Annotated in this window: 1 protein-coding gene; it reads left to right on the top strand. The window is 52.6% G+C overall.

Features of this window, described 5'->3' with window-relative positions:
* Positions 1-680: 680 nt before the first annotated feature.
* A partial coding sequence (locus tag JMF90_RS38120) for a LysR family transcriptional regulator (RefSeq protein ID WP_201326447.1) occupies positions 681-1,103 on the top strand: 423 nt, incomplete at its 3' end.

Genomic DNA, 1,103 nt, shown 5'->3' with positions numbered 1-1,103 from the left:
GCTGAACCGCTATCGCCGCGAAGTGACCGCGCGGGCGAATGGTGGGGTGGACCACGCGTAGCGGGTCGACACGTTCCGTTGTCGCGCGGCGCGGGCCGAATTCCGGCCGACGGGCGAACCCGATGCATGCCGACCGGCGTTGCCGGCCGGCGGATTATTCATTTCCGGAAATAATCGACTCATCCATTTCTTGAAACGCATGACGAGATCAAAATTCATCCGTTTAGTATTTTTTAATAAACATTCGTTCCCGGATTAAAGCGGCATTTTGCATGTCTGTTGCTGACTGTTTGTTTTTCGCAATCCGGGAAATTCGGTGAAAAGTCGGCTGGTTGAAATTGAATTGTAGGCATTGGGCGCGGCCTCTGTCATGACGGTGAAATCGGCGTGATAACGTCGAACTTTGCCGGAAATCGCCTGTTTTTACGAGAATTTATCAACCATTTTGGTATGCTCGATTCGTTCGCATATTAATTTACAAAATCACTACTCGATAATGTTGGTGTAAGCATATTGATGCGATGAAAATCGATAGATAAATACGAGTGTCATGATTGAAAATAAGAATGATATGTAACCATGCTTCAAGATAAAATCGTTTCCGAATCCAGATAGGAGAAACGGTACAGGGAGACGAACGGCAACTTATCTGTCGAGGGGTGCAACTTTGAGGCGGCGGTATGGCTAATGTGAGATTGGCAAAGCGATTGAGAAGTTTGCCTTCGCTGGATTTCCTGAGAGGCTTCGAATGCGCGGCGCGCCATTTGAGTTTCACGCGTGCGGGGCAGGAGCTCAACGTCACGCAATCGGCCGTGAGTCGCCAGGTCAAGGCGCTCGAAGAGCAGCTCCGGATCGAGCTCTTTCACCGGCATATTCGTTCCCTGACGCTGACCGACAAGGGGCGTGAGTTGTACGACGCGATCTCGTTCGCGTTGTCCGATCTGGAATCGGTGGTCGGCAAGCTGTCGTCGAGTGTCGGCCAGCGTTCGATCTCGTTGTCGACCACCGTCTCGTTCGCGGCGCTGTGGCTGATTCCGCGCCTCGGTTCGTTCCGCGCCAGCTATCCGGACATCGACGTGCGCGTGTCGGCCACGAGCGAAATT

Source organism: Burkholderia sp. E168m23 (assembly GCF_016586125.1).
GTDB lineage: Bacteria > Pseudomonadota > Gammaproteobacteria > Burkholderiales > Burkholderiaceae > Burkholderia > Burkholderia orbicola.
The sequence above is the reverse complement of the archived record's forward strand: the minus strand, read 5'-3'. Positions and strand labels throughout refer to the sequence as shown.